The following is a 22,888-nucleotide window of genomic DNA, read 5'->3' as shown; positions in this document are numbered from 1 at the left end:
AAACCGTATGACTGAAAAGTCTTATCCCGTTACGGGAGCCGGATTGGGGCTGCGACGTTGTCAATTGGACAATTTCCAGTCCCTTTCTACTGCCGACGTCCAATTTATGGAGGTAGCTCCAGAAAACTGGATTAATGTCGGCGGTAGATACGGCCGCAAATTTCGTGAATACACAGAGCGTTTCCCCTTTGTGTGTCACGGTTTGTCATTGTCCATTGGCTCACCTGCACCACTGGATTTTGATTTTCTCCGCGATGTAAAACACTTTATGGCGGATCACGGTATACGCACCTATACCGAGCACCTGACCTATTGCAGTGACAATGGCCACTTGTACGACCTGTTACCGATTCCGTTCACTGAAGAGTCCATTCATTACGTAGCAGACCGTATACGCCAGGTTCAGGATTTTCTGGGTCAGCGCATTGCTATGGAAAATGCGTCCTACTACGCCGCCCCTCAGCAGGAGATGAGCGAAATCGAGTTCATCAATGGGGTTCTGGCCGAGGCGGATTGTGATCTGCTTCTGGATGTCAACAACATCTATGTGAACAGCATCAATCACCGCTACGATCCCGATGAATTCTTGGCAGCATTGCCCGGAGACCGGGTTAGCTATGTGCACATTGCCGGCCACTACAATGAAGCCGAAGATCTGCGAGTGGATACCCACGGCGCTGATGTTATTGATCCGGTGTGGTCACTGTTGGATCGCGCCTACGAATTGTTTGGCGTTATGCCCACCTTGTTAGAGCGAGACTTTAATATACCGCCACTGGCGGAGCTGATGGTGGAAGTGGATCGCATCAAGGCCATTCAAAACCAGCCCCAACACCTGAATAAGCAACAAACGATTATTGCCTGATGAGTGAAGCCGGTTTCCAGGATACCCAATTCCAGTTTGCCGCTCACTTGCGCAATCCGGATAAAAACCCGGCCCCCGGTGATATCGAAGATCGCCGTATGGGCATATACCGGGATCTGATTTACAACAATATCGAAAATTTTATTGCCAGCGGCTTTCCGGTGCTGAAAACACTGTACAGTGAAGAACGTTGGCACAATATGGTGCGTGATTTTGTGGCGCGCCACCAAAGCACAAGCCCGTACTTTCTCGAAATTTCCCAGGAGTTTTTACGCTATCTCCAGGAAGAGCGTGGCGTTCGGCCCGGTGATCCCCCATTTTTACAAGAACTGGCTCACTACGAATGGGTAGAGCTTGCTCTGGATGTGTCGCCGGAATCGTTGCCCGCAGAGAGCAAAATGGATGTCGAGAAGCTCCTGAAGGGGCACCCATTGGTATCCCCATTGGCTTGGCGCTTGTCCTACCAGTACCCGGTTCATGAAATTGGCCCCGAGAATCAACCTCAAGACCCCCCCGAGCAGCCTACCTTTTTAGTGGTGTATCGGAATCGGAAGGAGAGAGTACGATTTATGGAGGCTAACGGAGTCACTATCCGGCTGCTGCAATTGCTGGAAGATGATGCTGAACTCAGCGGTGAGCAAGCCTTGCAGTTGATTGCTGAAGAGCTGCAGCACCCAAACCCGCAACAAGTGGTTGATGGTGGCACCGCGCTTCTGGAAAAATTGGCAAGCCTCGACATTATTTGTGGATCCAGTTAACAAAACGTCGCTTCCTCCACTATCTTCTCCCGTTTCTCCATTTTTTGTCCATTATTGTGTGGATGAACTGTGGTGAAATGAAATGGCTAACTTCTTGATCCCTCTTCGATATTCAGCCATTACTGTCACAGTAATGGCTTTTTTTCGTCACATTTTTGTCACAAAAACCCCTCAGAATACGCGCCGATCCAAACCATAAACCTGTGGATCTTTCGTCCATTTAATCGGTCGTCCAAACAATAGGGGACATATCTGATGAAAAAGCAACTTCTCGCTTTGGCTATTGCCAGCGTTGCTGTTGGTGCCAATGCCGGTACCGTAACTTCCAGTGGTGATGACGTTATCATTGGTACCAAAGGTGGCTTCAGTGTTAAAACTGCTGACAAAAAGAACGCCTTCAACATTGGCGGTCGTATCCAGTGGGACTACAACAACGCCGAAGCAGATTCTGACAGCGAGCCAGACGAGAACAACCTGTCTGTACGTCGCGCTCGTATCTTCTTAAAAGGTACTGTTGACAAGAACTGGGACTACAAAGCCCAATTCAACATCGGTGAATCCGAAGCCGGCGACGTAGAAGATCTGTACATTCGCTACAAAGGCTGGGGCAAGCTGGCTAACCTGACTGTAGGTCGTCAAAAAGAGCCCTTCGGCCTGGAAGAGCAAACCAGCTCTAAAGATATCTCCATCCTGGAGCGTTCTGCTCTGACTGAACAACACGCTTTTGGTCGTAACACCGGTGTTCAGCTGCACGGTAAGAGCAAGCACTGGACTTACGGTGTAGGTTTGTTCGAGAACGAAACTGCTGACGACGATCGTGGTGCTGAAGACCTGGCCCTGACTGGCCGTATTACCTTCGCTCCGGTAAACGAAAAAGGCAACGTATTCCACCTGGGTCTGGCGTTCTCTGAGCGCAGTGGTACTCAAGGTGTTAGCGGTAACGCTGCTGAATCTGCTTTTGGTGTTGAAGTTGCTGGTGTTAACGGCGCTTTCCACTACCAGGCTGAGTACTTTGACACTGACCAAGTAGACGGCGACAGCCTCGACGGTTACTACGGCCAGGTTGGCTGGGTTCTGACTGGCGAATCTCGTCCATACGACGGTGGCAAGTTCAAAATCATCAAGCCTTCTTCTGACGCCGGTGCTTGGGAAGCGGTTGTTCGCTACGAGTCTGGCGACGGCAACTTCAGCGACATCGAGCTGGGCCGCACTGATGGCAGCCAGCTGGCTCTGGGCCTGAACTACTACCCCAACAGCGCCATCCGCATCGGTGCCAGCCTGATGACTGGTGAAGACGATGTAACTGGCGAAGACGGTGATGAGTTCCGCGTTCGTCTGCAATACGTTTACAAGTAAGCATTAATAAGTAGGTTAACTACTTTATCAATGCGAAAAGCCCCGCCTTGTGCGGGGCTTTTTTTATCCACACGGTGACGGTTAAGGAGTATCCCAATGATCCGCTTTCACCTTGTTTTATCCATCGTATTCTTCGCATTCACTGCCACTACTCATGCGGCGCAATTAAAATGGGTAGGTAGCTACGACAGTGGCTATAAAAAAGGCGTGGAAATTATCAGTGTGCAGCAGTCTACAGCCCGTGCGGCACTGACCATCTCCGGCAAAAAACAGGTGGATATCCTCTCCCTGGAAAATCCTTTAAAGCCACAACGGGTACAGCGTATATCGGTGGCACCGCACTCAGGCGGCGATATTTCTTCGGTAGCTTTTCACCCCTTTAATGACATTGTGGCCGTGGCGCTGATCGCGGATCACCCTCTGGCGGTTGGGCAGGTGTTGATCTTTAATGCCACCAGCGGTGAGCAGGTGGCCACCTTTGAAGCCGGCTACTGGCCGGACTCGGTACTGTTCAGTAACGACGGCCGCTGGCTGGCGGTTGCTAACGAGGGTGAACCCTTTGTGGTTGGTGACAAAGGTGAGTTGAACACCCCGCCGGGGAGTGTGACTCTGATTGATATCAAGTCAGACCTACACAGTAGTGTGGTTAAGCAAATTGCCTTACCCGACCTCACCGGCGTAGACGGTGTCTTGCAAGGGTTTCATAAACGCTCTTTTGAGCGAGCAGTGGATCTCAATGAAGATGGTGTTATCAGCGGTGATGAAGAAGAAATCATTGTGCCGATCACTGCTGCCGATGCCGACTACCTGGAACCAGAGTACTTGGCGTTTTCCCCGGATGGTCGTGAACTGTTTGTGTCTCTTCAGGAAAACAACGCAGTGCTGGTGGTGGATGTGGCCAGTACTCAGGTGGCGCGCTGGTTTGGTTTGGGAACAACGCAGCACTTGGCGGATACCCAAGACGATGAGCGCATCTCTTTTACAAACCTGCTGAGTGCTTTTCGCGAGCCGGATGGTATTGCGATCAGCGCTGACGGCCGCTTGCTGTTGACTGCGGATGAAGGCGATACCGAGCCCAAAGCCTCGAAAGTAAAAGCCGGGCAACTCGCCGGTGGCGGCCGTACCTTGAGCCTGTTCGACGCCAAAACCGGGCAGCTGCTCGGAGATACTGGAAATCAGCTGGATGCGATGGCTCACGCTATGGCGCTGTATCCGGACAAGCGCAGTGACAACAAAGGCTCAGAGCCAGAAACAGTTATCTATGTAGAGCTGTCTGGCACCCCCTACGCGGTGGTGACACTGGAGCGCGCTGACGCCTTGGCCTTGGTGAATCTGAAGGAACCCAGTAAACCATTGGTGGAATTTGTGGTGCCTCTGCGTGAGCCTGGTGATAAAGCCAAAGCCTATGCTCCGGAGGGCCTTGCGCTGTATCGGGGAGGCGAGGGCCAGTACTACGTGCTCTGCGCCAATGAAAAGCGTGGCACTTTATCTGTGGTGGCTGTTGAGCCCTGAGACCCTGTGTTTTGGGAATATGGGCCCTATTTTCCTTGCGGCATAAAACCAGTGGGCCATCAGCGCACTGGTTTTATGTCATTCCTATACCAGTGAGGAACACTGGGCTACAATTGCGGCCAAAGCAGGGACTGGTTAAGAGGTTAAAACAATGACATTCTGCAAATTGATAGGCTCAATGACTCTGGCAACGGTTATGCTCAGTGGTGCAGCCTATGGCGAAGATGCCAAAGAAACCCCCAAGCGTGGGGCACTTGAAGGTTTTAACCGTGCTATGCACGGTTTTAATTCAGGCTTGGACAAGTGGTTGCTCAAGCCAGTGACCAAGGGTTACAAGTGGATTACTCCCGATCCCGTCGAGCGGGGCGTCAGCAATGTGTTTGGCAACCTCAGGGAAGTGATTAATATTCCCAATGACTTACTGCAAGGTAAGTTCAAGCAGGCGGCCAACGATACCGGTCGCTTGGTGGTCAATTCGACGATAGGCATCGGTGGCATCTTTGAAGTTGCCGACAGTATGGGCTTGAAAAAGAGTGAAGGAGAAGACCTGGGCCAGACCTTGGCATCCTGGGGTGTTCCCGCTGGTCCTTACGTGGTTGTCCCTTTCCTCGGCCCTAGTACTTTGCGTGATTTCCCCGCTGGCGTGGCCGATGGTCTGGCATTTGATGTAGTGCGTCATGTGGACAACGTCAGCCTTCGTAATAGCCTGTATGGTTTGCGAGTGGTGGATACGCGTTCACAACTGCTGAGTTCAGAGGAATTGATCTCTGGAGATAGCTATACTTTTATCAAGGACGCATATCTGCAACGTCGTGACTTCCTGGTAAAAGACGGTGAAGTTGAAGACGACTTTGGTGACGACTACGGTGATGATTACGGTAGCGAGGGAAATGACAACTGACGGTTTTTGGCGTTTAAGTGTGGCGCAAGGCTGCGCTTAAACCCTGAGACTGTCCAGGGCCTGCGACAGGCCCTGATAATAACAGGCCCTAGCTAATGCAAGGCAGTACTCGGGAACTTCTCTACATTGGTACCCAGACGCCAGATCCGATATTTAACAATCGTGATCTGCGTGATAATGATTGGGCAGTTAGGCGCACCGAGCTGGATGGTGCGTTTGACCTGCTCCTTCATGAAGTCAGTCCGGCGGTTATTTTGCTGGATTGCAGTCATTTGGACTTGAGTACGGACTTTGATCTGGTGTCGGAGTACTTGAGTTACTGCATTTCTTGCAGCGAAGCCCATACCGTTGTTCCTATTCTAAAAGACCCGTCATCGCGCCAAGTGCTGTCCTGCATCCAGCAGGGTGCGAGCGATATTCTGTTGTTACCCGTCGATCCCCGCAATTTGCTGGTGGTGGTGGAATCTGCCTGGAAGGCTCGCGAGCTGCTCCGGGCCAGCCATAACTACCGCCAACAGCTGGAAGCTACCAACCGAGAGCTGCAGGAGAGCCTGCAAGTTTTGCGGCAAGACCAACTGGCGGGGCGCCAAGTGCAGTTGAGAATGCTGCCAAAAACCCCTCAACACTTTCACGATTACACCATCGCCCACCATATTGTGCCGTCTCTGTATCTCAGTGGTGATTTCGTGGGCTATCACACGCTGATGGATCGTTACCTGACGTTTTATTTTGCCGATGTATCCGGGCACGGTGCTTCGTCAGCGTTTGTCACTGTGCTATTGCGTTTTATGCTCAATAAAATGATCCGCAACCATGTGATTCGACGTGACGAAGCGAATTTGTCGCAAGCACCCAGTGGCCTGGCAGAATCCCTGAACCGCCAATTTTTAGCCACTGGCCTGGACAAACATATGACGTTTTTTGCCGGTTCCATAGATATGAAGCGGCATGTGATGCGTTACGTCACCTGTGCTCAAATGCCTGCGCCAATTTTGGTGTCTGATGGCAAAGGCACTGTTCTACCGGGTAAGGGCAAACCCATTGGCCTGTTTGATGATGCCAGCTGGCAAGTGGAAGAGGTGGTATTGCCCAGGCATTTCTCCTTGTGTATGTTCTCCGATGGTGTGCTCGATTATATGGAGGGGGAATCGATGGCGGCCAAACAGCAAGCGTTGCACCATGCCGTAGAGGCGGAGGCTGGCAAGGTAAACGGCGACTTTTTACAAGGTGTGGTGAGTCGGCTTGGTCTCGATCATGTGCAAGAAGCACCGGATGATATTTCTGTGCTCACAGTCAGCCGGGAGCTTTGAGGCCATGAACGCCTGGTGCAGGGGGAATCAATGACTGCTGAGCGTGGCCGCATTCTGGTTGCACAACGGGCCGGTGTTTACGACATTAAATTAATTGGCGATGTGCGTATGGTGCTGTGTACATCGCTGTCCAATTACATCGATTCTATTTTCCAGCGCGGAGATGCAACAGAAGTATTGGTTGATCTGCTGGAGGCGCAAGGCGTCGACAGTACCACCTTGGGCCTGTTGGCGAAATTGGCTATTCATTGCAACCGAGAATTCAAACTACGTCCCAAGTTGTTTTGTAGCAACGATGGCATCAATCACACACTGAATGTAATGGGTCTGGATGAAGTGTTTGACCTGTACGAAAACCCGGTGAGTGATAACTTTAATTGGTCTGAGCTTCGCTGTGACGATCTGGACGAAGAAAGTTGCCGTCAGAAAGTGCTCGAAGCGCACAAGTTATTGATAGAGCTTAACCCGGCCAATCAAAAGGACTTTGTCGACTTGATTCACAGCCTGGAAAACTCGTAGCTGATCGCCTATTAATCCGGTGTCAATTAGTGTCGGGTTAATGGCGCAGCACAAGGATGTGCTGCCGACGGCAAAGCCGGCGCGAGCCCGGTAAAATCAAGGGGCTCCGCATAGCATCGCCGATTTTACCGGGTGACGACAAAATAAATCAGGACGATTTATTTTGTCGCCAGGTTAATAGTTTTTCTGGGCCTGATGTTTGGCGCGAATAAAATCGCTGTGTGAAACGTGTATTAACTCGCAAATTTGGCGAATAGTGCCTTCTTCGTATTTATCCAACTCGCCATCTGAATACGCCACCTGCCACAAATACACCACCAACTGAAAGCGTTGTGCTGCGGAATAAGATTCATTGATTTTGCGGGTAAAACGATACAAGCCGGTCGCTTGATGATTGGCGTTACGGGCTTCCTCAAACAGTGCGTCGATGTCTGTGCCAGTGAGTTCAAACTGTCTGATAAGAATGTCCCGGATAATCTGTTCTTCCTGAAGGGATACTTCATTATCTGCGGTCATGACTTCTACTAAAAGCGCAGCTGCCGCCAATTCAAGAGTTTCGGTGGAATCGGGGTTTATCGGCTCTATTTCGGTGGTAAGCCACTGGCGCAATTTTTCGATCATGGTTACTTACTATGAATAGCTCACATTGACATAGGTTTGGTATTCAGTTGATCCAAGGCGTTGCGCAGTACATCGGTTCCAGCACCGGGTTTATAAGCGTGCTCACTGATGTAACGGCGAAATTTCCGCCCACCGTGCATCCCTTGAAATAACCCGAGGATATGCCGGCTCATATGACTGAGTTTGACGCCTTGCAGGAGCTGCTGTTCCACGTAATCGACAAACTGTTCATAAACTTGTTCCCGGCTCGGTATTGGGTGGTTATCCCCAAACAAGCGTTGGTCGACCTCGGCGAGGATATAGGGGTTGTGATACACCTCGCGGCCTACCATAACCCCATCTACATGACGCAGATGTTCCTCTGCCTGATCCAGAGAGGTAATACCGCCATTAATGATGATTTCCAGGTGTGGAAAATCTTTTTTTAGCCGATAGACCCGTGGGTAATCGAGAGGGGGGATTTCCCGGTTCTGTTTCGGACTTAAACCTTGTAACCAGGCTTTTCGGGCGTGGACAATAAAGGTTACACAGCCAGCTTCCTGAATGGGGCCGACAAAATCCAGCAAATTCTGGTAATTGTCTAACTCGTCAATGCCAATGCGGGACTTGATAGTGACTGGCAAATCGCAAGCGTCTTGCATGGCGCGAATACAATCCACCACCAGATTCGGCTCGGCCATCAAGCAGGCGCCAAAGCGGCCTTTTTGTACTCTGTCACTGGGGCAACCACAGTTCAGGTTAATTTCATCGTAACTGTATTGCTCTGCAATCTTGCAAGCTTCTGCCAGTTCTGTAGGGTCACTGCCACCCAATTGCAGCGCCAGTGGGTGCTCCGATGGGTCAAACCCCAGGTGGTGGTCGCGATCGCCGTATTTGATGGTGCCACTGTTTACCATCTCTGTGTACAGCAGAGCATGCTTGCTCAACAGACGTAAAAAGTAACGGCAATACCGGTCTGTCCAATCGAGCATGGGTGCAACGGAGAAGCGGCGATTTAAAGTGGTATTCTCTGGCATTGGCTAAACGCGGTCGACGAGCGAGAAGGGCGGCAATTTTAGTCAATTTGCAGTCGGGCAACAATTGTAACAACAATGTAAATGATTCCGACCGCCATGCTTTGAAATTGCGGCACTGCAATATACTCTAACGAACAATAAATAAGGGGCATTTCTAAAAATAGTGCATTTTTAGAAGTGTTCTAAGGTGTCACTGGGGGCCTATGTGATCTTGGAAGATAGAAACTATTGCATCTGCGTATTAGAGGATGAGTCGTCTCAGGCAGAGGTGATGCACAGTTGGTTATCTGGCTTGCCTTGCCAGGTTGCCTGTTTTACAACAGCCAAAGCTTTTTATGAATTTCTGGATAACTCACCAGTCGACCTTGTGGTGCTGGATTGGCTACTTCCAGATGTTGATGGCCTGCAGGTGCTGCGCAATTTACGAGAGGAACGGGGTTTTGAAGGCCCGGTTCTGTTTGCTACCCAATTGGAATCAGAAGACTGTATTGTGCAAGCATTAGAAGCGGGTGCGGATGATTATTTGGTAAAACCCCTGCGTGAAAAAGAATTCCTGGCGCGAATTGGTGCACTTAAACGTCGTACCAGCTTTCGACAGTCTGCCAGCCCAGTGTGTGAAGTGGGCCCGATTCGATTAGATATGATTTCTCGCACTGCCTCTGTTGGCGGTGAAACCGTTAAGATGCGTCCCAAAGAATTTGAATTGGCGGTTTGCATGCTTGAGAGGAAAGGGCAGCTACTGACACGGGAATACTTATTGAATAAAGTCTGGGGAGTAGACGCTGAGATTGATACGCGTACCGTGGATATGCACATGAGCCGGGTCAGGAAAGTCTTGAAGATTGGCCCGGAAACCGGCTATTGCATAAAGACGGTGTACCAACACGGTTATCGCTTTGAAGAACTGGATAATGACTGACGTGAAAAAAGCGTTAATGGCTTTTAAAACTGCCCTGTTCGGGTTTCTGTGCTTGTTGGTTTTATCCACCTGGGCGGCTGAAGATGAAGAGCCCGAGTGGATTTATTTTGTCGAAAAAGGGGATACGCTTTGGCAACTTTGCGCCGAGAGTATGGGTAATCGAAATGTTACCCAGTGTTGGCGCAATATCCAGAAGCACAATGGTATTGGCATTCCCAGGCATCTACGCCCTGGCACCCATTTGCGAATTCCTGTTGGGTGGATACAAACCATTCCTGTTGCGGCGGTGGTTCAGTTTGCCAGCGGCGACGTGAGTCAGACAGCTTATGGCGCTTCTGCATCCATCGCGGTCAAAAATGGCGATTCGGTATTTCTCGGCAGTCAGCTGACGGTGGGTGAAGGTGCTGCAGTACTGGTGTTTAACGACGGCTCAGAGCTGTTGTTGCGTCACCATTCGGAACTGGTTTTACAGGCGCTGACCACACACGGTAATCGCTCTGCTCGCAGTACGCTAAAACTGAATAAAGGCGCTTTGGACGCAGAGGCGTTTCGCAACCAGAACAAAAATCGTTTCAAGGTAAAAACCCCCGGTGCGGTGGCCGCTGTTCGCGGTACAAAATTTCGAGTAGCTGCAAAGCCCGGTGATACCATCACTCATGTAGAGGTGTTGGAAGGGGGTGTGGATGTGGCAGCTGGGCACAGTGGCCAGCAGGTTCCGGGGGGATTCGGTGTCAAAGCCAGCAAAGGTCAGCCTGTCGGTAAACCTGTGAAACTGCTTCCCGCACCACGAATTGATGGCGTTAAAAGCACCTATGACGCGGGCGCAGTTGCAGTTGGCTGGGCAGCGGTGAATGGTGCTGTTGGCTACCAATTGGAATTGTATCAAGGCAGCAGCGGTGGCGAAGTTATCGTTCAAAACAACACCGTAGATAACCAATATCAATTTGATCAGCTACCAACAGGTACTTATCGATTGGTTGTTCGAGCGGTGTCTGCTGATGGGTTGCGCGGCAAGGACAGCACTGCTGCGAGTTTTCAAACTCTGGAAAAACTAACGGCACCCGTGTTGAATGTCGCCGATACCCGGTATAAGAGCAAACGCTTGGTTACTGCCTGGGAGCCAACTGCCAATGCCAGCGGTTATTTGGTGGAGGCGTCATCGCAGCCAGATTTTAGCCAGATACTGTTCAGTGAATCCTTATCCAAACCAACATTTGAGCGTAAAGAGTCTATCAAGGGCAGCTTTTATGTGCGTGTGAAAGCGGTTTCTGCCGACGGGCGCGAAAGTGAATACAGTGATGCGGTTCAGATTGAAAATCAGAGTTGGGATTGGGCGGCGATTGCGGTTTCTGCAGTTGCGTTATTATTGCTCCTGTAGCATTTTCAGAGGTTCCTTAACCCTCACCATTGTTGGCAAATAACGGGAGTGCCATTGAGCCGTTACCCACGCCGTCTATTAATTGCTGTTATTGCGGCGCTACTGACATTTCTGTTTCAGTGGCTAGGCTGGCAGAAAACTCTGGATAACGTTATCTACGACACCGCTGTTTCGATATTTCGGGCAGAAACACCGCAGGACATTATCATTGTCGCGGTGGATGAAAAAACCTTATTGGAATTGGGTCAGTGGCCATTGCCGAGGGATCACCATGTGCGGTTGTTGCAGCAGCTGAGCAGTAGCGGCGTGGCATTGGTGGGCATGGATATTCTGTTTGCCGAGCCATCCCAAGACACTCTGGCCGATCAACGCCTTGCCGAGCAAATACAGGCCTCTGCGCCGGTGGTTTTACCGGTTTATATCGAAGCCTTTGAGAGCAGCGGGCGTTATTTGGAAGTGATGCCCATGGCTAGCCTGGTTGCTGCAGCTTCTGCTCTGGGCCATGTGCAAGTTGTCATTGATGATGATGGCAAAAGTCGGGCGGTGTTTTTAAAGCACATTCTCGAAGGTCAGCAACAACCGCATTTCTCAGTGTCTATTCAGCAACTTGTGGGTGGCAAGAACCTATCACTTCCCGGCTTGAATACGGTCGATACCTCACAAGCGGCCGCAGGTTTTGTTCGTAGCCATAAAAACTACATTCCCTTAACCGGCGAAGCAGGCAGTTTCCCCAGTGTGTCCTATGTGGATGTCTTGAAAGGGCGAATTCCAGCACAAGCGTTGAAAGATAAAATTGTATTGGTCGGGGTGATTGCCCAAGGTCTGGATCGTATTGCCACATCTCTGGGTTCTATGCCTGGAGTGGAAGTAAACGCCAATATTCTCAACGGGCTGCGCAGTGGCCAGCTAGTGACTCCAGCAACTCGTTGGCTAACACAATGGCTGAATGTGATTGCCGTAGCTTTGCTGGTGTTTGCAATGAGCACGATGTTGGTGCGCAAGAATATTGTGATTACCGTGGCTGCTCTTGCCGGACTGGCTCTGTTGCCGCTGGTGTTGTTTTCGCTGGGTTTTTGGCTGCCGATGGGTGCCGCTTTTTGGGCGTTGGCACTGTGTTTCCCACTGATAAACTGGTGGCGCCTCAGTGGTGAAATGAATGTGCTTTCTCGAGAACTAAAGCGTTTGCAGCAGCAGGATATTTTTTCTGAGCCACGGCAATTGCTCGACGAAGTTCAGGCCAGTGTGCATTTTTTAAAATCATTTTACCCATTGAGTGGCTGGTCTGTTCGCGATCAACATTTTAATGTTGTGGGCTCGGAAAACCCGCGCAACTGTTATTTGATTGGCGATTACACCGATTCCTGGCTTTTTTCAAAAGACCATTGCCTGAGGCAATTTCGTATTGGCAATCAATGCTGTTACCTGACCCTGGAATGGGAACTGGACAATACCGATAAGCCTTTAACCGGTGAACAGTTAAATCATGTGTTTCCGGTGGCGCATTGGTCTTCTCTGTGGAGAGTGCCTGGCAACAAGCTGTTGGACGAATCTCTGGCGACCCTTGCAGAAGCTAATCAGCGGGCAGAACGCAGTAATTTACTGATGTGGGAAGCCCTGGAAAACACTCATCACGGTGTTGTGTTGTTGGAATGCAGCGGTCATGTAGTAACTGCGAATAATCAGGCCAAAGAACTGTTTGGAGATTTTGAAAGCGGGGCAATGCTTTTTGGGCAGCTGACCCAGGTATCACTCAAGAATCAGGCAAATTGGCGCTCTCTGTTCGCAGCTTTGGTATTAAATAGAGAGGCTTTTTCTATCGAGGGTACCACCGCTGATGCTGTCGATTTGCAGTTGGATGCGGCGCTTATTGATCTGGATCGGCCTCTGGTGATTTTAACCATAGCGGATGTATCAGAACTGAAGCGGGGAGAGCGTAAGCGCACCGAGGCGATTAACTTCCTCTCTCATGACCTGCGTTCTCCCATGGCATCGGTACTTGCGTTGATACAAGAAAGTCGTAATAACAGTGTTGATGTGAAAGATGTTCTGCAGCGAGTTGAACAGCAGGTAGAGCGCAATATTTCGTACGCAGATAACTACATTCAGCTTTCGAAGATAGAGGCGAATGCCCACCTGTTGTTTACCCCTTGCTTGATTGATACGGTTTTGGATGCGGCGGTCGCGCAATTGTTTAGCCTGGCTAAAAGCCGTGGAATTCAGTTTCGCATGAATTATCAAGATGGCTGCGCCTGGGTGAATTGCGATCGAGTGATGTTGGAAAGGGCGTTCTTAAATCTGGTTGATAACGCCATTAAATACGCTCAGGAAAATGGCGTTGTGACTGTTTCTTCCGCCAATAAAGGCAGCTTTGTGCAAGTGGACATCACTGATGATGGCGATGGCGCTTCAGAGGAAGATATCGGCCAGTTGTTTGACGCTTTTAAGCAGGGCACCTCTGAAGGCAGTGGTAGATACAGTGGTGTTGGCCTTGGCTTGCGCCTGGCTGCCACGGTTATTGCTCGTCACGGCGGTGAAATTCGTGCGGTTAACAGCGACAGGGGTGGACTCTGCGTAACAGTTTTATTGCCCTTGACTCCCGAAGTCCCGTAATTTTACAAAGGTTTTACCCGATTGTTTTTTGAAAAGCCCATACTGTAGCTTGGATACCCTTGTGAGTAGCAGTGATGGCGATTAGAACTCAAAAAGCAGAAGCGCCCGTTTGTGCAGAGGGGCAAATTTTCCCTTCAGGCGCCCGTTACCACAATGCCAAAGACAAACAGGTCTATAGCCGGGGTTACATGCAGGCCATAGCCCGCAGTTTGCAAGGTAATAACATCAGCGTTTTAGTACAAGGTTTCACGTCGGAAGACTGTTTCGACTTCTCATGTTCATCATCAGCAGTGGTTGCTTCGGAGTGGCTTTCCGGCTGGCTGGATGGCAAAGATTTTATTAAGAGCCTGTCGGATTAGCCGGTACGGTTACCTGACCTTGTTTCTGCAGTCGGCTGGCTGCGACAACGGATATGAACAGGAAACCGGCGGACAACCACAGGCAGGCCTGCAATCCTGCGCTTTGATACACCCAGCCTGACAGCAGTGTTCCGATCAATCGGCCCATGGCATTGGCCATATAGTAAAAGCCCACATCCAGAGAGGCGCTGTCGCGGTTGGCGAAACTGACAATCAAATAACTGTGCAGGGATGAGTTAATAGCGAACAAAGCCCCAAATAGCATCAGGCCAATAATCAGGGTTGGTGCAGGAGGGGATCCCCAATGTAAGGCCAAAGCCATGATTGCTGCGGACAAAGCCAGTGGTATTCCCCAGGCGACAACCTGGCGGCTATTACCCGTATTTGCCGCTCGCTGCCCTGTGATTGCTGGTGCAGAGGCCTGAATTATTCCATAGCCGATTACCCAGCAAGCCAGAAAACTGCCCACTGTCCAGTGGCTCCATTCCAGAACGCTGCTCAAATATACCGGCAGTGCCACCACAAACCAGACATCACGGGCGCCAAATAAAAACAGCCGTGCCACAGACAGAATATTGATGGCACGGCTTTTCGAAAAAACCTGGCGAAACTTGGGTTTGTTGCTGGCGCGACCAAGGTCTTTGCCAAGGCAAGTCAGGCTAATGACCCATACCACCGCCAAGGCTATTGCCATGGCCAACATTGCTTGTTGAAAGCCCAGCAGAGCGAGTAGGCCGGCTCCCAGGAAAAAACCTGCTCCCTTTAACGTGTTTTTGGAGCCGGTCAATATCGCCACCCATTTATACAACTTGCCTTGGGCGTGTTCTGGCAGCAGAAACTTGACCGCACTTTTGGCGCTCATCTTATTCAAATCTTTGGCGATGCCAGAAATCGCCTGGGCGCACATCACCCAAAAAACCGTTAGCAGCTCTGCTTGTACGCACAGCATCAGCAGTGCGGCAATTTGCAGTGCCAAACCAATATTCATGGTGCGGTTAAGGCCGATTTTGGCCCCCAGCCAACCGCCCACCAAATTGGTAATCACCCCAAACAACTCGTAAAACAGAAACAAGCTGGCGATGGCCAGTGGACTGTAGCCAAGTTGGTGGAAGTGCAATACCACCAGCATTCTGAGTGCACCATCAGTAAGGGTGAATGCCCAGTAATTACCGGTAATCAACAGGTACTGGCGGATATTGGTGCTCATGAGATTAAGCTTGGCCGACCATCTTCGCCAACTCCATGGTGCGGTTGGCATAGCCCCACTCGTTGTCGTACCACAAATACAGTTTTAACTGGGTGTCATTAACCACCATGGTCGACAGTGCATCGACTATGGTTGAGCGGGGGTCAGTGCGGTAATCACTGGAGACCAAGGGGCGCTCCTCATAACCGAGGATGCCACGCAGATCCGTTTCCGCGGCTTGCTTAAATAACTCGTTAACTGCCTCAGCGGTTGTCGGCTTTTGCAGTTCAAAAACGCAGTCGGTCAGAGAGCCATTGGTGAGTGGCACCCTGACGGCATGCCCATTAAGGCGGCCTTTCAATTCGGGAAATATTTCAGTGATGGCAGTGGCTGAGCCCGTGGTTGTGGGAATCAGGTTCATTCCGCAAGCGCGGGCCCGGCGTAAGTCTTTGTGGGGGCCATCAACAATGGTTTGGGTGTTGGTTAATGCGTGGATAGTGGTCATGGAGCCGTGGCGTATACCCAGGCTTTCTTGCAGTACCTTAACCGCTGGCGCTAGACAGTTGGTGGTACAGGAGGCTGCAGTCACAATGGAATGCTTCGCGGGGTCATAGAGGTGTTGGTTAACGCCCATGACGACATTTAACACGTTGGGCTCTTTTACCGGGGCGGTAACCACTACCCGTTTCACACCCTGTTGCAGATAAGGCTGTAGCAAAGCGGTTTTGCGAAATTTTCCCGAAGCTTCAATCACCAGATCACACCCAGACCAATCACAATCGTCGATGGAGGGATGGTGACTGACTGCAATCCGTTGGCCATCGATACACAGCTGGTTGTCATCAGCTGTGGCTTCGTGTTGCCATGTTCCATGCACCGAATCAAAGTTGAGCAGGTGGGCGAGGGTGTCGAGGTTAGCACCGGGATCATTGATGGCCACAAATTCAAACTCCGGCCAGTCCCAGCCTGCCCGCATTGCCAGGCGGCCCATACGGCCAAAGCCATTAATGCCTACTTTTATGGTCACGAAAATACCTCCTGATTGGGTTCGGCACAGCGCAAATTGCCCGCGGCAGTCAGGCGCTTGAGATCGGTTTCGATTATCGTTTTATTGGATGACAGGGTTGTGTCCAGTACCTCTACCGCCCATTGGGGCAGGCTAGGGGATAGCCGGTAAAACACCCACTGCCCCTGACGTCGATCCACTAACAGGCCACTGGTACGCAGCAGTGCTAGGTGGCGAGAGATCTTTGGCTGGCTTTCGCTCATGGCTGCCGTGAGCTCACACACGCAGAGTTCATCATTTTGGTGGATTAACAGCAGGGCTCGCAGCCGGGTTTGATCAGCCAGGCATTTGAATAGGTCGATAGGGGACACAGTGATTCTTACCACCTTGATAAACGGATTTCAGGTATTTTATATGGATATTCGTATATATGAAATATCGAATATAAAAATTTGTGAATTTGCTGATTGAACTCTGAGTAGCTATTTGGTGCTATGGGCGTCAAATGTCTGACGCTCTCTGGGTGAGCTCTCCCATTAAGGTGAATGCCTCAAGAGCCTATTGCTCAGCTCTCCTAAGCGGGTGAGGGTGTTGCTTGCAATGGCACAGCCTTTGCTTAAAGGGTAATAGTGGGTTTGTATCTGCTAATAAGTGGCGAGTTTCTGGCGCTGTACTGCGCGTGCCGAGGGGCTTCTAGGCTTAGAGAAAAATCTGAATAACTCTTAAATAACACAAAGAGAACAACACTTGGCCGAACAAGAAGAAATACTGTCCCAAGACGAACTGGATGCCTTATTGGATGGGGTGGAGTCCGGTGATGTAGAGACGGAGCAAAAAGCAGCCGCCAAAGAGAGCGGCTATTCCGGGGCCGCCAAACTCTGTGATCTCACCGATAAGGCCAGCCTGATTCACGGCCGCCTTGCTCCCCTGAATGTCATTAATGCCCGCTATGTGCGGCAACTGCGAATGACGGTGTTCAGCTTATTGCAGCGCAAAGCTGAAATCGGCACCAAAGGCGTGGAGATTCTACGTTTTTCTGAATACCTGCAGCGCATGGACACGCCCACCAGCCTCAATGTGGTGCGCCTGAACCCTTTGCCCGGCATTGCCATGGTGGTGTTTGACGCTCGTCTGGTGTTTGGTTTGGTGGATCTGTTTTTTGGTGGCGCGGGCCGTCAGATCAGTATCGATGGGCGGGAATTTACCAGCATTGAAAACCGCATTATTGGCAAGCTGCTGGGGCGAACTCTGGAAGACGTTCGCGCTGCCTGGGAAGACACCCTGGCGCTCAACATCGATCACCTGGCCAGCGAGATGAACCCGATGATGGCCGCCGCTCACAGCCCAGATGAGCCTTGGGTGGTCAGCACTTTCCAACTGGAACTGGACAATGTCAGTGGTGAAATTGATCTCGCCATCCCTTACAGCACATTAGAGCCGGTACTGGATACTGCGGATGAAGGTGAGTCCTCAACCCCTGTGGAAGAAGACCATTGCTGGGCAGAGCCGTTATTGCAGCACATGACCTCGGTACAAGTGGAGCTTAGTTGTGCCATGGCCGAGTCCCAGCTGACCATTGGCGATATTAAGAGCCTCAAGGTGGGGGATGTTATCCCTATCACCATGAATGATCCGGCCACCTTATGCGCCAATGGCTCAGCGGTATACAGTACTCGTATAGGCAGCTCCAACGGCAAAGTGGCGCTGAGAATTATGGGCCCGGCAAACAACTAGCCCTAACAGGCTCTGAGGAAACGCAATGACAGAAAACAGTGATCTGGACATGATTCTTGATATTCCCGTGGGAATATCCGCCGTTGTTGGCGCTACACAGATGAGTATTCGCGATGTGCTGGCCTGGGGGCCGGAGTCAGTGATTGAGCTCGACAGTTACACCGATGACCCACTGGAAGTTTGTGTCAACGACATCCCCATGGCAACGGCGGAAGCGGTGGAGATTGGCGATCGTTACGGAGCTCGCATCGTGTCCGTGGTCAGTGCCAAAGAGCGCATTAAGTCCCTGGGTTAAAGGCGGCAGTTTTGGCGGTGCAGCACAGTCAAACCGTAATCGCCATTGGTGCCTCCACAGGGGGTACAGAAGCAATACGGTTATTGCTCAAACAGCTGCCCGATTTGCAGGCGGCGCCACTGCCGCCAATAGTGGTGACACAGCATATTGACCCGGGGTTTGCCAAGGCGTTGGCAGCCAGCCTGAACAAATCGACAGCGTTGTCGGTATCACTGGCAGAGGAAGGCAAGCGCTTGCAAGCTGGGCATGTTTATCTGGCGCCGGGTGACAGGCACTTGGTGTTAAGTGCTGACCAAATGGGTTATTGCTGCCACTTAAGCGCTGAGCCGCCACGCAATAAATGCAGACCGTCGGTGGATGTGATGTTTGAATCCCTGGCAGAGGGTTCTGCAGCCCATATTGTCGCGGTATTGCTCACCGGTATGGGACGTGATGGTGCGCAAGGGTTGCTCACTTTGCGCCAACAAGGGGCTTATACGTTGGCTCAGGATGAAGCAAGCAGTGTGGTATGGGGAATGCCAGGGGAAGCGGTACGTGTAAATGCGGCCATTGACGTGGTGCCATTGGCGGAGGTGGCAACAGCCATCCGCAAACAAATTAACGACCATAAAAGCAGTTCTTAAACACGGGCTTATAGCAGCCAACTAAGGGGAATTATGTCAGCGGATTTGAGCAAGCTGGATAAAGCGGCGCTGTTGTTGGCGGTGGTGGGGGAAGAATACGCCGCCGGTGTGTTCCGTTATCTGCACCAATCCGATGTGCAGAAAATTGGCCAGGCCATGAAACAGCTCAAACGGGTGGACCTGGAGGAGATCAAAGGCGCCATTGGGGAGTTTTTGCAAGAAACCACCAGTTCAATAGGCTTCGAGGTGGGTACGGAAGATTACATTCGCGACACACTGACCAAAGCCGTCGGCGAAGTGGAAGCCAAGCGAATTACCAGCCGTATCTTTCTCAATGATGATGCCACTGGCCTGGATGCCCTTAAACTGATGCCGCCCCGTGCGATTGCCGATTTGATCAAAGGGGAGCATCCGCAGATACAGGCCACCGTTGTTTCCTATCTGGAACCGGAAAAAGGCGCTGAAGTGCTGGCATTCCTGGATTCACAAACTCGCCTGGATATCGTCATGCGGGTGGTGAATTTGCAGCCTTTACATCCGGATGCCATGAAAGAGCTCAGCGAAGTGCTCGATAAGCAGCTGGACAGCAGCTCCCCGACCACAGGGGAAAGCACCTTGGGTGGTTTGAAAACCGTCGCAGCTATTGTGAACAGCCTGGATACCGCCCAGGAAGAAGAGCTCATGGAAAAGCTAAACGAAATGGATGCGGAAATGGCGGTGAATATCCAGCAACTGATGTTTGTATTCGATGACCTGGTGGGTGTGCCCGACCGGGAATTCCAGGCGCTGGTGCAAGAAATCCAAATGGATCAACTGGTCATCGCCCTCAAGGGAGCGGATCAGGAAGTCAAAGACAAAGTGTTCCGCAATATGTCCAAACGCGCCGCCGAAATGTTGCGCGAAGACATGGAAGCCGGTGGCCCAGTGCGGGTCAGCGAAGTGGAAGAGGCACAGCGAGAGATTATGGTGACTGCAAAACGCCTGCTGGACGAAGGCAAGATCTCCATTGCTGGCGGCGGCGATATGGTGGGTTGACGCAGGAGCTTCTGTATCGTGTTTGAGTCCACATCAAGCCTTGCCCATATTATTCAACTGGCAGTAGCGCCAGTATTTTTATTGGCCGGCATCGCCGGTTTTCTCAGCGTTATCTCCAGTCGCCTGGGGCGAATTATTGATCGCTCGCGAGTTGTCGATCGCCGTTTGGTTGCGCTTAAAGACAAAGAAAAGATTGCCTCTTCCTGTAAAGAACTGAACGTTTTGAGTGTGCGTATAAACTGGATTAATCGCTCTATCGCCCTGTGTGTTACCTCGGCATTAATGGTCTGTGTTGTGATCGTTTGCCTGTTTTCTGCGGTGGCTCTGGAGCTGGAAATCAGTGCGTTGATAAAGCTGTTTTTCGTGCTGTCGATACTGCTGCTTATTGCGGCACTGATTTGTTTTTTGCGGGAAGTCTATCTAGGCAGTTACACGCTGAAAATTGCCAAGGAATTTATTCTGGACGACTGATTAGAATAAAGTTGCTTGGTAAAAAAGCGGGCACCTTTAGGTGCCCGTGTCGTTTTTACGACAATACTACTTCATGGCTAAACGGGTTGGTTTTGCTAGCGCAATGATGGATACATGCGGGTAAACACCATATCTTTGTCGGCGCTGGCTTCGTGGCAACCGGCGCAACTGGCTTTGGGGGCCGCGGGTGCTGCTTCCGCGTAGGGGGGTGCATGGTGGCCAAAGTTAAAAAAGCCCCATCCCTTGGTTTTGCGAAAGCGCTTGCTGTCTTTCACCATCACATCCATACCATTGAATTCACCGGCGAAATAACCACGGCCAGAAACTTCGTTTTTGGAGCCGTCTTTGTGATCGCCTTTTTGCAGCAATACCAATTCTTTAGCGATAACCGTTCCTTCGGGAAAACTGCCGGTCTTTTGGTAAATGGCGTAGGCATCCGGGTTGATGTACACGTGGTGAAACTCCGGGAAGCCCGCAGCGTTGTTGTTGAGCCCGTGTGGCGTAAGCGGCGCGCCGACAAAAACCCAGGTGCGATAACCTTCCGGCAATAGCAACTGGTTCTTTTTGTCAAACACGGCGGCACCAATAGAGCTCTTGGCCTCGCCTGCGTATACGGAGGCCATCAACGCAGAGGCCCCCACGATAAGCGCAGAACAAGCAATGAGTTTTGCTGTGGTTTTCATAGTGTTGCTCCTGAAATACGCGATTGGGGGAATGCTATTTGAGGACTGCTGCCCCATAGAGTGATTGTTCCCAGGCTGGCAAATAAAAACCCTAGTAAGGCTGTGGTTATGTTGGGGATTTTTTAAGATTTTTGGTATCTAATAATCTCAAAATTCATACTTTGAGTATTGTTATGGAAGATCGGTTGGCCCAGTTTTTAACCCACTTTGAACTGCGCGCCAGTGTGTTTCAGGCGGGCCCCCTGTGCCACTCCGGGCGCTATGAATTAAGTACAGGGGTGGGCTATATCCATGTGCTGAAACAGGGCAGGGTGCGTGTTGAATTGCCTGGGCAAAAAGTCATTACAGTGGATAAACCCAGCCTGTTCTTTTGCGCCAACCCTCAATTTCATCTGCTTGCTCCGGATTGTGAAAAAGTCGAAATTGTTTGCGCTTCTTTTAAGTTTGGCGTGGGTTTATCCATACCCGTATTTCGGGCGCTGCCAGATATGGTGGTGTTGCCGCTGGCACAATCCGGCTGTCTGGCCCCGACGCTGGAGCTGATGTTTGCAGAAGCCATGGAGCACCATTGTGGCCGCCAGGGAATTTTGGATCGTTTGATGGAAGTGGTATTTATACAAGTGCTCAGAGAACTGATGGATCAACAGCGTTTGCAGATAGGTGTGCTGGCGGGTTTGTCCGATGCCAAGTTGGTTAAAGCCATCAATGCCATGCACAGCGATCCAGCCCGGCACTGGTCACTGGCCAGTTTGTCTGACGTTGCCGGTATGTCGCGAGCCCGCTTTGCGGTGCGTTTTAAAGAGGTTGTCGGAACCACGCCGGTTGCCTATCTGAGCGAATGGCGCCTGAGTATTGCCCAATCCTTGCTCAGAGAGGGCAAAAGTATGAGTTTTATCGCAGACCGGGTTGGTTACGCCAATGCCAGTGCGTTATCCCGTGCGTTTAAAGCTCACCTTGGGCAGTCGCCCAAGCAGTGGAGTGTGGCAGATCAACCGGGATAAAGCCGGCTTAACAGCGTCGGTATGGCGGTTTCGACCCGCAGAATACGTTGCCCCAGGGAAACCGGGGCAAAACCGCACTCCACCAGTTTGGCAATTTCGTAATCGATAAACCCACCTTCAGGTCCGATGGCCAGCGTGCTGGTTTCACGGATATTGATAGGGCAAGAAGTGCTGTTTTTGGGGTGGGCTACTAGGCATTGGGAATCAGCGCAAATGCCGGGAAGTTCATCTTCCACAAACGGTTTAAAACGTTGGCGTAAATGCACCTGGGGCAATACTGTATCGCAGCCTTGCTCTAGCCCAAGTATCAATTGCTCTCGAATCGCCTGCAGCTGTAAAAATGGGCTTTGCCAAAAACTTTTTTCCACCCGATAACTGTTGATTAAAAAAACGTGCTTAACGCCCATGGTGGCAATGGTTTGAAAAATGCGGCGCAGCATTTTCGGGCGGGGCAGGGCAAGCAGTAGGGTAATGGGCAGCGGTGCTGGTGGTGGCTGGTCAAATTGCAGTGTCAACTCTGCCTGCTGGCCCGATAAAGAATCGACAACAGCACTGCCCATATCACCGTCGATCATGCCAGCTTTTAACGTGTCACCGATATTGACCCTGTGCACTTGCTGCATATGATCCAGCCGTCGGCCAGAGATAATGGCCCGGTTGGGTGCACAGAGGTCTTGTTGTTCAATCAGCAGCAGGTTCATGGCTGCGGATTATAGGGGTTGATCCGCCC

Annotated in this window: 24 protein-coding genes; 17 read left to right on the top strand and 7 right to left on the bottom strand. The window is 51.1% G+C overall.

What is annotated here, in order from left to right:
* Positions 1-7: 7 nt before the first annotated feature.
* From KFE80_04395 to KFE80_04365, 7 genes are all read left to right on the top strand, one after another.
* Positions 8-865, top strand: coding sequence for a DUF692 domain-containing protein (locus tag KFE80_04395; protein ID UTW46142.1), 858 nt, complete (start codon positions 8-10; stop codon positions 863-865).
* On the top strand, positions 865-1,623 hold the full coding sequence (locus tag KFE80_04390; GenBank protein ID UTW46141.1) for a putative DNA-binding domain-containing protein: 759 nt from the start codon (positions 865-867) through the stop codon (positions 1,621-1,623). Before KFE80_04395 ends, KFE80_04390 begins: the two co-directional genes overlap by 1 nt.
* Positions 1,624-1,878: 255 nt before the next feature.
* Positions 1,879-2,979: an ATPase gene (locus KFE80_04385; GenBank protein UTW46140.1), complete on the top strand. Its 1,101-nt coding sequence runs from the start codon at positions 1,879-1,881 to the stop codon at positions 2,977-2,979.
* A 96-nt stretch (positions 2,980-3,075) separates the two neighbouring features.
* Positions 3,076-4,491 carry a hypothetical protein gene (locus KFE80_04380; GenBank protein ID UTW46139.1) on the top strand — a complete coding sequence of 472 codons (1,416 nt, stop codon included), beginning with the start codon at positions 3,076-3,078 and terminating at the stop codon, positions 4,489-4,491.
* A 151-nt stretch (positions 4,492-4,642) separates the two neighbouring features.
* Entirely contained in the window at positions 4,643-5,392 is a 750-nt protein-coding gene (locus KFE80_04375; protein ID UTW46138.1) for a VacJ family lipoprotein, read from the top strand.
* A gap of 95 nt (positions 5,393-5,487) precedes the next feature.
* Complete coding sequence (locus KFE80_04370) at positions 5,488-6,702, top strand: serine/threonine-protein phosphatase (GenBank protein UTW46137.1); 1,215 nt, start codon at positions 5,488-5,490, stop codon at positions 6,700-6,702.
* Between the two features lie 30 nt (positions 6,703-6,732).
* Entirely contained in the window at positions 6,733-7,221 is a 489-nt protein-coding gene (locus KFE80_04365) for an STAS domain-containing protein (GenBank protein ID UTW46136.1), read from the top strand.
* A 174-nt stretch (positions 7,222-7,395) separates the two neighbouring features.
* On the opposite strand, the gene KFE80_04360 is transcribed toward KFE80_04365, so the two are convergent.
* Entirely contained in the window at positions 7,396-7,842 is a 447-nt protein-coding gene (locus KFE80_04360) for a TerB family tellurite resistance protein (protein UTW46135.1), read from the bottom strand.
* A gap of 20 nt (positions 7,843-7,862) precedes the next feature.
* Positions 7,863-8,858 carry a tRNA dihydrouridine(20/20a) synthase DusA gene (gene dusA / locus KFE80_04355; GenBank protein ID UTW46134.1) on the bottom strand — a complete coding sequence of 332 codons (996 nt, stop codon included), beginning with the start codon at positions 8,856-8,858 and terminating at the stop codon, positions 7,863-7,865.
* Between the two features lie 205 nt (positions 8,859-9,063).
* Here dusA and KFE80_04350 point away from each other — a divergent pair, with 205 nt between their 5' ends.
* From KFE80_04350 to KFE80_04335, 4 genes are all read left to right on the top strand, one after another.
* Entirely contained in the window at positions 9,064-9,777 is a 714-nt protein-coding gene (locus KFE80_04350; protein ID UTW46133.1) for a response regulator transcription factor, read from the top strand.
* Positions 9,770-11,155, top strand: a complete 1,386-nt coding sequence (locus tag KFE80_04345; GenBank protein ID UTW46132.1) for a FecR domain-containing protein — start codon at positions 9,770-9,772, stop codon at positions 11,153-11,155. The genes KFE80_04350 and KFE80_04345 overlap by 8 nt, the downstream gene beginning before the upstream one ends.
* Before the next feature lie 54 nt (positions 11,156-11,209).
* Entirely contained in the window at positions 11,210-13,765 is a 2,556-nt protein-coding gene (locus KFE80_04340) for a CHASE2 domain-containing protein (GenBank protein ID UTW46131.1), read from the top strand.
* Positions 13,766-13,839: 74 nt separating this feature from the next.
* Positions 13,840-14,124, top strand: coding sequence for a hypothetical protein (locus tag KFE80_04335; protein ID UTW46130.1), 285 nt, complete (start codon positions 13,840-13,842; stop codon positions 14,122-14,124).
* Here KFE80_04335 and arsJ read toward each other — a convergent pair.
* From arsJ to KFE80_04320, 3 genes are read right to left on the bottom strand one after another with little or no spacing between them, the layout of a single operon-like run.
* Complete coding sequence (arsJ, locus tag KFE80_04330) at positions 14,105-15,382, bottom strand: organoarsenical effux MFS transporter ArsJ (GenBank protein UTW46129.1); 1,278 nt, start codon at positions 15,380-15,382, stop codon at positions 14,105-14,107. The two genes, KFE80_04335 and arsJ, sit on opposite strands and share 20 nt — an antisense overlap.
* Positions 15,336-16,337: an ArsJ-associated glyceraldehyde-3-phosphate dehydrogenase gene (locus KFE80_04325; GenBank protein UTW46128.1), complete on the bottom strand. Its 1,002-nt coding sequence runs from the start codon at positions 16,335-16,337 to the stop codon at positions 15,336-15,338. The genes arsJ and KFE80_04325 overlap by 47 nt, the downstream gene beginning before the upstream one ends.
* Positions 16,334-16,687, bottom strand: a complete 354-nt coding sequence (locus KFE80_04320; GenBank protein ID UTW46127.1) for a metalloregulator ArsR/SmtB family transcription factor — start codon at positions 16,685-16,687, stop codon at positions 16,334-16,336. The genes KFE80_04325 and KFE80_04320 overlap by 4 nt, the downstream gene beginning before the upstream one ends.
* A gap of 376 nt (positions 16,688-17,063) precedes the next feature.
* Between KFE80_04320 and fliM the strand changes: the two genes are divergently transcribed.
* Genes fliM through KFE80_04295 form a run of 5 tightly spaced genes read left to right on the top strand, consistent with a single transcriptional unit; the run spans position 17,064 to position 20,474 of the window.
* Positions 17,064-18,050 (top strand): flagellar motor switch protein FliM, encoded by a 987-nt coding sequence (fliM, locus tag KFE80_04315; GenBank protein UTW46126.1) that lies wholly within the window; start codon positions 17,064-17,066, stop codon positions 18,048-18,050.
* Between the two features lie 25 nt (positions 18,051-18,075).
* Positions 18,076-18,345, top strand: a complete 270-nt coding sequence (locus tag KFE80_04310; GenBank protein ID UTW46125.1) for a FliM/FliN family flagellar motor switch protein — start codon at positions 18,076-18,078, stop codon at positions 18,343-18,345.
* Between the two features lie 11 nt (positions 18,346-18,356).
* On the top strand, positions 18,357-18,968 hold the full coding sequence (locus tag KFE80_04305; protein ID UTW46124.1) for a chemotaxis protein CheB: 612 nt from the start codon (positions 18,357-18,359) through the stop codon (positions 18,966-18,968).
* A 33-nt stretch (positions 18,969-19,001) separates the two neighbouring features.
* Positions 19,002-20,003, top strand: a complete 1,002-nt coding sequence (gene fliG / locus KFE80_04300) for a flagellar motor switch protein FliG (protein ID UTW46123.1) — start codon at positions 19,002-19,004, stop codon at positions 20,001-20,003.
* 18 nt (positions 20,004-20,021) lie between these two features.
* A complete protein-coding gene (locus KFE80_04295) occupies positions 20,022-20,474 on the top strand; it encodes a DUF2721 domain-containing protein (protein UTW46122.1) in 453 nt (150 codons plus the stop codon).
* A 95-nt stretch (positions 20,475-20,569) separates the two neighbouring features.
* Here KFE80_04295 and KFE80_04290 read toward each other — a convergent pair whose 3' ends face one another.
* On the bottom strand, positions 20,570-21,157 hold the full coding sequence (locus KFE80_04290) for a cytochrome P460 family protein (protein ID UTW46121.1): 588 nt from the start codon (positions 21,155-21,157) through the stop codon (positions 20,570-20,572).
* Positions 21,158-21,330: 173 nt separating this feature from the next.
* On the opposite strand from KFE80_04290, the gene KFE80_04285 reads away from it, so the two are divergent.
* Positions 21,331-22,158, top strand: coding sequence for an AraC family transcriptional regulator (locus KFE80_04285; GenBank protein ID UTW46120.1), 828 nt, complete (start codon positions 21,331-21,333; stop codon positions 22,156-22,158).
* On the opposite strand, the gene KFE80_04280 is transcribed toward KFE80_04285, so the two are convergent.
* Positions 22,146-22,859 carry a 16S rRNA (uracil(1498)-N(3))-methyltransferase gene (locus KFE80_04280; protein ID UTW46119.1) on the bottom strand — a complete coding sequence of 238 codons (714 nt, stop codon included), beginning with the start codon at positions 22,857-22,859 and terminating at the stop codon, positions 22,146-22,148. The two genes, KFE80_04285 and KFE80_04280, sit on opposite strands and share 13 nt — an antisense overlap.
* Between the last annotated feature and the right edge of the window lie 29 nt (positions 22,860-22,888).

The organism is bacterium SCSIO 12696 (assembly GCA_024397955.1).
In the GTDB taxonomy this organism is placed as follows: Bacteria; Pseudomonadota; Gammaproteobacteria; order Pseudomonadales; family Porticoccaceae; genus SCSIO-12696.
This window is presented reverse-complemented; position numbering and strand designations above follow the sequence as displayed.

Bases quoted from the DNA above. Each gene is read 5' to 3' on its own strand.
- KFE80_04370 (UTW46137.1), top strand. From the start codon at position 5,488: ATGCAAGGCAGTACTCGGGAACTTCTCTACATTGGTACCCAGACGCCA.
- KFE80_04380 (UTW46139.1), top strand. From the start codon at position 3,076: ATGATCCGCTTTCACCTTGTTTTATCCATCGTATTCTTCGCATTCACT.
- KFE80_04375 (UTW46138.1), top strand. From the start codon at position 4,643: ATGACATTCTGCAAATTGATAGGCTCAATGACTCTGGCAACGGTTATG.
- KFE80_04285 (UTW46120.1), top strand. From the start codon at position 21,331: ATGGAAGATCGGTTGGCCCAGTTTTTAACCCACTTTGAACTGCGCGCC.
- KFE80_04395 (UTW46142.1), top strand. From the start codon at position 8: ATGACTGAAAAGTCTTATCCCGTTACGGGAGCCGGATTGGGGCTGCGA.
- dusA (UTW46134.1), bottom strand. From the start codon at position 8,858: ATGCCAGAGAATACCACTTTAAATCGCCGCTTCTCCGTTGCACCCATG.
- KFE80_04290 (UTW46121.1), bottom strand. From the start codon at position 21,157: ATGAAAACCACAGCAAAACTCATTGCTTGTTCTGCGCTTATCGTGGGG.
- fliG (UTW46123.1), top strand. From the start codon at position 19,002: ATGTCAGCGGATTTGAGCAAGCTGGATAAAGCGGCGCTGTTGTTGGCG.
- KFE80_04335 (UTW46130.1), top strand. From the start codon at position 13,840: ATGGCGATTAGAACTCAAAAAGCAGAAGCGCCCGTTTGTGCAGAGGGG.
- arsJ (UTW46129.1), bottom strand. From the start codon at position 15,382: ATGCCAACCGCACCATGGAGTTGGCGAAGATGGTCGGCCAAGCTTAAT.
- KFE80_04310 (UTW46125.1), top strand. From the start codon at position 18,076: ATGACAGAAAACAGTGATCTGGACATGATTCTTGATATTCCCGTGGGA.
- KFE80_04385 (UTW46140.1), top strand. From the start codon at position 1,879: ATGAAAAAGCAACTTCTCGCTTTGGCTATTGCCAGCGTTGCTGTTGGT.
- KFE80_04365 (UTW46136.1), top strand. From the start codon at position 6,733: ATGACTGCTGAGCGTGGCCGCATTCTGGTTGCACAACGGGCCGGTGTT.
- KFE80_04390 (UTW46141.1), top strand. From the start codon at position 865: ATGAGTGAAGCCGGTTTCCAGGATACCCAATTCCAGTTTGCCGCTCAC.
- KFE80_04360 (UTW46135.1), bottom strand. From the start codon at position 7,842: ATGATCGAAAAATTGCGCCAGTGGCTTACCACCGAAATAGAGCCGATA.
- KFE80_04345 (UTW46132.1), top strand. From the start codon at position 9,770: ATGACTGACGTGAAAAAAGCGTTAATGGCTTTTAAAACTGCCCTGTTC.
- KFE80_04280 (UTW46119.1), bottom strand. From the start codon at position 22,859: ATGAACCTGCTGCTGATTGAACAACAAGACCTCTGTGCACCCAACCGG.